The sequence below is a fragment of the Schlesneria sp. genome (genome assembly GCF_036405755.1).
In the GTDB taxonomy this organism is placed as follows: Bacteria; Planctomycetota; Planctomycetia; order Planctomycetales; family Planctomycetaceae; genus Schlesneria; species Schlesneria sphaerica.
Genome location: NZ_DASWWZ010000755.1, coordinates 1 through 5653, shown reverse-complemented (window position 1 = coordinate 5653; position 5653 = coordinate 1). Strand labels below are relative to the sequence as shown.

6 protein-coding genes are annotated in these 5653 nt (G+C 56.4%); 5 read left to right on the top strand and 1 reads right to left on the bottom strand.

Features of this window, described 5'->3' with window-relative positions:
- Positions 1–126: 126 nt before the first annotated feature.
- Positions 127–255 carry a hypothetical protein gene (locus VGE80_RS24760; protein ID WP_440594514.1) on the bottom strand — a complete coding sequence of 43 codons (129 nt, stop codon included), beginning with the start codon at positions 253–255 and terminating at the stop codon, positions 127–129.
- Between the two features lie 93 nt (positions 256–348).
- On the opposite strand from VGE80_RS24760, the gene VGE80_RS24755 reads away from it, so the two are divergent.
- The 5 genes from VGE80_RS24755 to VGE80_RS24735 form a co-directional block, all read left to right on the top strand.
- On the top strand, positions 349–909 hold the full coding sequence (locus VGE80_RS24755; protein ID WP_440594513.1) for an RNA 2'-phosphotransferase: 561 nt from the start codon (positions 349–351) through the stop codon (positions 907–909).
- 1221 nt (positions 910–2130) lie between these two features.
- Complete coding sequence (trpE, locus tag VGE80_RS24750) at positions 2131–3627, top strand: anthranilate synthase component I (RefSeq protein ID WP_440594512.1); 1497 nt, start codon at positions 2131–2133, stop codon at positions 3625–3627.
- A gap of 20 nt (positions 3628–3647) precedes the next feature.
- The gene (locus VGE80_RS24745) at positions 3648–4664 is read left to right on the top strand and encodes a sugar phosphate isomerase/epimerase family protein (RefSeq protein WP_440594511.1); all 1017 of its coding nucleotides are present in this window, start codon (positions 3648–3650) and stop codon (positions 4662–4664) included.
- A 33-nt stretch (positions 4665–4697) separates the two neighbouring features.
- Positions 4698–4949: a zinc ribbon domain-containing protein gene (locus VGE80_RS24740; protein ID WP_440594510.1), complete on the top strand. Its 252-nt coding sequence runs from the start codon at positions 4698–4700 to the stop codon at positions 4947–4949.
- A gap of 36 nt (positions 4950–4985) precedes the next feature.
- Positions 4986–5653 (top strand): EboA domain-containing protein (locus VGE80_RS24735; protein WP_440594509.1); only part of this gene is annotated, 668 nt, incomplete at its 3' end.

The following is a 5653-nucleotide window of genomic DNA, read 5'->3' as shown; positions in this document are numbered from 1 at the left end:
GCCATTCCAACTGACGACGTTCAGGAGAATTCACACGGACATCAGGCTTCTTGGGTGGGGGGGTGGTGCTCATGGCCGAGTTTTAGCGCATCCCGGAAGGATTGCTACCCTGAACTTCCAAAAAAATCACAACCTCTCCGCAACGGAACTGGCAGAGTGTCCATCCAGCAGCAAGGCCACCGCTTCTTTCTTGAACTCCTCCGTGAAGCTCCGGCGTGTTCGTTTTGCGTTTCTCTTTTCGACTTTCTTAGACATCCCACAATCCTTTCTGGGGCTTCCAGTTTAAGATGTTGAACTGTCCGTGAACTCGTCAGCACCTCAGTCAGCGATAAAAAAATTAGAGGCACAATGAGCAAACGGATTGTGACTGTCAGCAAATTTATGAGTAAGTACCTGCGGCATGAACCGGAGGGACTTGGTTTGAATTTAGAGCCGGGTGGCTGGGTGTTGATTGAAGAACTGTTGGCGGGGGCTGAGAGAATCGGGTTTCGGATGACACGCGACGAACTGTTTCAGGTTGTGGCAGAGAACGATAAGCAGCGGTTCGCTCTGAATGAGACGCAGATGAAGATTCGTGCGAACCAGGGGCATTCGATCTCCGTCGACCTGCAGCTCGATGAAGTTCCACCACCGCCCGAGCTTTTTCATGGCACGGTGAGTCGATTTCTCGATGCGATCCTGCTTGAAGGGTTGAAGAAGATGAGCCGTCATGACGTACATCTTTCGCAGGAGCTGGATGTCGCGGCCGGAGTAGGTGAGCGGCGAGGGAAGCCTGTCATTCTGGTCATTGATTCCGCGGGGATGTCCGCAGATGGCTACAAGTTCCGGCGTTCGGAGAACGGCGTCTGGCTCACCGATCACGTCCCGCCTAAGTACATTCGGTTGCACTCGGGAAGTGATCACATTTGACCTGGGGTGACTCGTACTCAGTCGGTCGCCCTGATTGCCTGGCGTCGTTATCAGGGGCGCCGGGCGTGGTATGGAAATGGATTTCGGATGAAGTGAGCGTCGCGATACCCCTGCAAGGGGATTGATTGGTGCGCCACTTTCTATATCTTACTCGCAGTCGATGCCCCCTCGCTGCCAGTTTTGCAATGAGCCTGTCATTAAGAACGCCAGGGGATGGGCGGAAAATGGCTCTCGATCCTCGTTCTGAAGGATTCCCGTGCTGAAGTGGGTGGTGCTGCCGTCCTTTGAAGAAGTTCAAGTAGACAAAAAACGACAAATGATGTTGACGCGAGTGTCCTGTTGGTGTAACACTAACGCATGAGAGCGACTAACACTGAGACAATATCCAGTGGCGGGCCGCAATAGCGGTTTCTCGGCTCATTTGCAGTGTTTCAGTGGCGGTCCCGTGTTCTTTGCAGGCCCTGAGAATCACTTCCGCGCCAGTTGAATATTGGATTGCTTCACGGTTCGGAGGGAGAAGTCTCGCTGGTAACTCTTGACCAGTTCGTTCGTGATGTGCGTGTGTGCTACCAGTTTGATCCGTTGAGCCTGGTGTTGACTTGCGGGATGCGGACTGAATTCTCTGGCGATGCGTAAGTTCGAGTTTTCCCCAGTTCCAGCCCGGAGATGCGAGATGGTGCATTCACCGAGTGACGATACCAAGCGACAGGGCGGGACCGGTGAACTGATGCCCGCGAGGACTTTGAAGTTGCTCAACTTGCTCAAAATGAGCAACTTCGACGCTGGGTTTGGTGCTGGAAAACAGGGAAGTTGCTCAACTTGTTCAACTTGCTCATCTCAATTTTTTCTTTTGACTTCGGTCGCCGTTTGACCCATGGGTCTCGGATTTCCGGCATGTCCTGGCCTCGTTTGTCGCAGGTGGGATCGGGTTTGGCGGGGATGGGCTGGGCCGACGTTGCGGTTGGCGGAGTTCGTGACGGGCCGAGATTGTTGGTTTGGCTGGTGTCTTAGATTGTGTGGTGGAGACCCGCCGGGGGAGGGATTGCGGGCTGGCGTTGGGGCGAAGGCTGCCACCACAGGTGGGAATTCGCTTGCGCGTGATTCGTTTTTCGGGCCGGGAAGTGAACTTTTCGGCGTGCTGGCCCTCGTTTCCTCGAACGGGTACGATTGGTCAGACGGGCATGAGTGCTCGGGAATTCCGCTGGAGAGACGTTCGACGACATGGCTCACTACACGCCCGATTTTGCTGAATTTGAAAAACTTTCCCAGGGGATGAACTTTGTACCGGTTTTTCGCCAACTGATCAGTGATACGCTGACGCCGGTCAGCGCTTTCTGTCGGATCGCCGGGGACGAAAATTCGTTCCTGTTCGAGAGTGTGGTCGGCGGTGAGCGAGTTGGACGGTACAGCTTTCTCGGGGCCGGGCCGTTCCTGCAGTTCGATGCGTATGACAAAGAGATCGTACTGACGGAAGCGGGCCAGACACAGCGGTACACGGTCGAAGACCCTCTTGAGCACATCCATCAGATGCTCGAGCAGTACCGGGCACCCCATCTTCCGCAATTGCCGCGCTTTTGTGGCGGTGCTGTCGGTTATGCGGGGTACGATACTGTCCGCTACACGGAACACCTTCCCAATGCGCCGGAAGATGATCGTAAATTGCCGGATATGTCGTTTGCCATGTACGACCGGATGGTGATCTTCGATCAGATTCAAAAGACGATTCGGGTCGTCGTCCACGCCGATGTGCGAGGGGGTGATTTGCGATCCGCTTACGAGAATGCCTGTAAGCGGGTTGATCTGTTGTGCGAGCAACTCGACACCCGCTCCGAGACGATTCACCTGTCGGATATCTCGCTCCACGGTGATCCGCAGATTCCGTTTCGCTCGAACTTTACGCGGGCTGGCTACGAGCAGGCTGTCGAGAAATCGAAAGAGTACATTCGCGCAGGAGATATCTTTCAGGTCGTTCTCAGCCAACGGCTTGAGGTCACCACAAAAGCCAGTTCGCTCGACATCTATCGTGCGTTGCGTGTGGTGAATCCAAGTCCATTCATGTTTCTGTTGAGGACGCCGCACGCGCATCTGATCGGCAGTTCGCCGGAAATCATGGTCCGTGTCGAGGAAGGGCGGACGACGATTCGTCCTCTGGCAGGAACGCGTCGTCGCGGCAAAACGCAGGAAGAAGATGAGGCGCTGGAAAAAGAACTTCTCGCCGACGAGAAGGAGCGGGCCGAACACGTGATGCTCGTTGACCTGGCGCGGAACGATGTCGGACGCGTGGCAGAGTACGGTTCGGTCGTTCTCAGCGACGTCATGCACGTCGAACGCTACAGCCATGTGATGCACATCAGCTCTACGGTGACGGGGAAACTGGCTGCGGGTAAGACGGCACTGGATGCCTTGCGGGCGGGGCTTCCGGCAGGGACCTTGTCAGGGGCTCCCAAAGTACGGGCCATGGAAATTATCGATGAGCTGGAACCGCATCGCCGGGGACCTTACGGCGGGGCTGTCGGTTACCTCGATTTTACCGGCCACATGGATACATGCATCGCTCTCCGCACGATTGTCATGATGGGGCAGACGGCCTATGTGCAGGCGGGTGCCGGGATTGTGGCAGACAGTGTTGCATCCTCAGAGTACGAAGAGACCCTCAGCAAAGCCCGGGGGTTACTGAAAGCAATTGAGATTGCTGAACGGCAGATGGCCTCGTCATAACCGCTGAGAAGGATTCCAGAATGCTCAACGACCGCGCGCAAGTTGGCTTCCAGACTGTCGATCAGAAACTGGACCCTGTTTCACTCCAGCGTGAGGGGACGTGTTGTACGAGCCAGATCGGGCGAGGTGGGATCGCTTCCCGACGTGAGTTTCTGAAAACATCGGTGCTCACCGGTATTGCGGCGTCAACGGGATGGGGGGCGATTCCCCAGCGGGCGATGGCAGAGGAGGGGAAAGAGAAGAAGGGGGGCGAGATCCGTTATGGGCTTGTCACCTACCAGTGGGGCAAAGACTGGGATCTCCCCACGCTGCTGAAGAACTGTGAGCGTGCCAAGGTTCTGGGGGTTGAACTCCGTACGACCCACAAACATGGGGTGGAACCGAGCCTTTCCGAGCGTGAACGCGATGACGTGCGGCGACAGTTCGAGAAATCTGCGGTTCAAATGGTGGGGATTGGCAGCAACGAACGATTTGACAGCCCGGATCCGAAGGTGTTGCAGGCTGCGATCGACGCGACGAAAGCCTTCATCCAGTTGAGTCATGATGTCGGCGGCTCGGGCGTGAAGGTCAAGCCAGACTCTTTCCACAAGGATGTTCCCCGCGAGCAGACGATCGCCCAGATCGGTCGCGCCCTGAATGAAGTCGCCGAGTATGCGACGGGGTTCGGTCAGCAGATACGGCTCGAGGTTCATGGTCAGTGTGCGCAGTTACCCACCATCCGGGCGATTCTCGATGTGGCCGATCATCCCAACGTGGCGATCTGCTGGAACTCGAATCCGCAGGATCTGGAAGCTCCGGGGCTTGAACATAACTTCAACCTGGTGAAGGATCGGTTGGGGCAGACGACTCATATTCATCGATTTGACGTGTCGAATTATCCATGGGCGGAGTTAATGGATCTGTTCGTGAAAGTGGACTATTTCGGCTGGATGATGCTGGAGGAGGGGGTTGTCCCCGCGGATCCCGCCGAGGAATTGATCAAGCAACGCGAACTGTTTGAACAAGCATTATCAGAAGCTCGCCAGCGGGTTGGCTGAGCGAGCAGGGTTCGAAGGGTAGGAGATTCAGAGATGCCCACTTACGATTACCATTGTCCAGAGAATCAGCAGACGTTGACCGTGCAGCACGGAATGAAGGAATCCATCAAGACGTGGGGCGAGCTGTGCACGCGCACTCAGACTGAGCCGGGTAATACTGCGCTGGACGCAGCGGTCGAGCGAGTGATCTCGGGTGGTATTGCGTTGCCGATTGCCAGTCCGATTCCTCAGCTTCCGATGTCGGGTTGCTGTGGGAACCCTTCCAGTTGCGGTCACGGACATTGACGCGTTCCCTGCGAAGGGCCAGTTCAGAGAGCACTCATGAATCCTGATACGGAAAAAATTCGACAACTGATCGAGCGATGGATGGAAATGCGGTTGGATCCCGCCGCGGCTGCGTGGATTCGCGATCGCCAGGAAGTGATTCAGCAGGGGGACAAGCGGGGATTGTTTCTCGCCTTCGGAATGGTGCCGCGCAAGGTTGGGAAATCCGATCTCGAGCTGACGGATGAAGAACTGATCATCGCGAATGAGGTGCGGCCTGGCTGGAACCCGAAGGGCTGGAGTATTGATCAGGCGACTCGAACGCTGTTTCTGCTGACTTTGCCGCCGACTGAACCGACCACGCTGGTGGGGATTCTGGATCAGCTTGCCTCCACGGGCGAAGTTGGGGAACTGGTCGCGATCTATCAGTCGTTACCGCTCCTGCCGCATCCCGAGGCACATGTCTTGCGCGCTGCCGAAGGGATTCGGACGAACATCAAGGCTGTCTTCTGCGCGGTGGCGTATCAGAACCCGTATCCGGCGGAACAGTTCAACGAAGACCAGTGGAATCAGATGGTGCTGAAGTGCCAGTTCATCGGTGTCCCGATGGCTCCCGTCGTGGGGCTGGACCAGCGGTCCAACGCGGCACTCTCGGGCATGGTGCTGGACTACATCGCAGAACGGCGGGCGGCGCATCGTACGATTGCACCCGAGCTGTGGCGCTG

Excerpts from the sequence above, each read along its gene's own strand:
- VGE80_RS24760 (WP_440594514.1), bottom strand. The coding sequence starts at position 255 with ATGTCTAAGAAAGTCGAAAAGAGAAACGCAAAACGAACACGCCGGAGC.
- trpE (WP_440594512.1), top strand. The coding sequence starts at position 2,131 with ATGGCTCACTACACGCCCGATTTTGCTGAATTTGAAAAACTTTCCCAG.
- VGE80_RS24745 (WP_440594511.1), top strand. The coding sequence starts at position 3,648 with ATGCTCAACGACCGCGCGCAAGTTGGCTTCCAGACTGTCGATCAGAAA.
- VGE80_RS24740 (WP_440594510.1), top strand. The coding sequence starts at position 4,698 with ATGCCCACTTACGATTACCATTGTCCAGAGAATCAGCAGACGTTGACC.
- VGE80_RS24755 (WP_440594513.1), top strand. The coding sequence starts at position 349 with ATGAGCAAACGGATTGTGACTGTCAGCAAATTTATGAGTAAGTACCTG.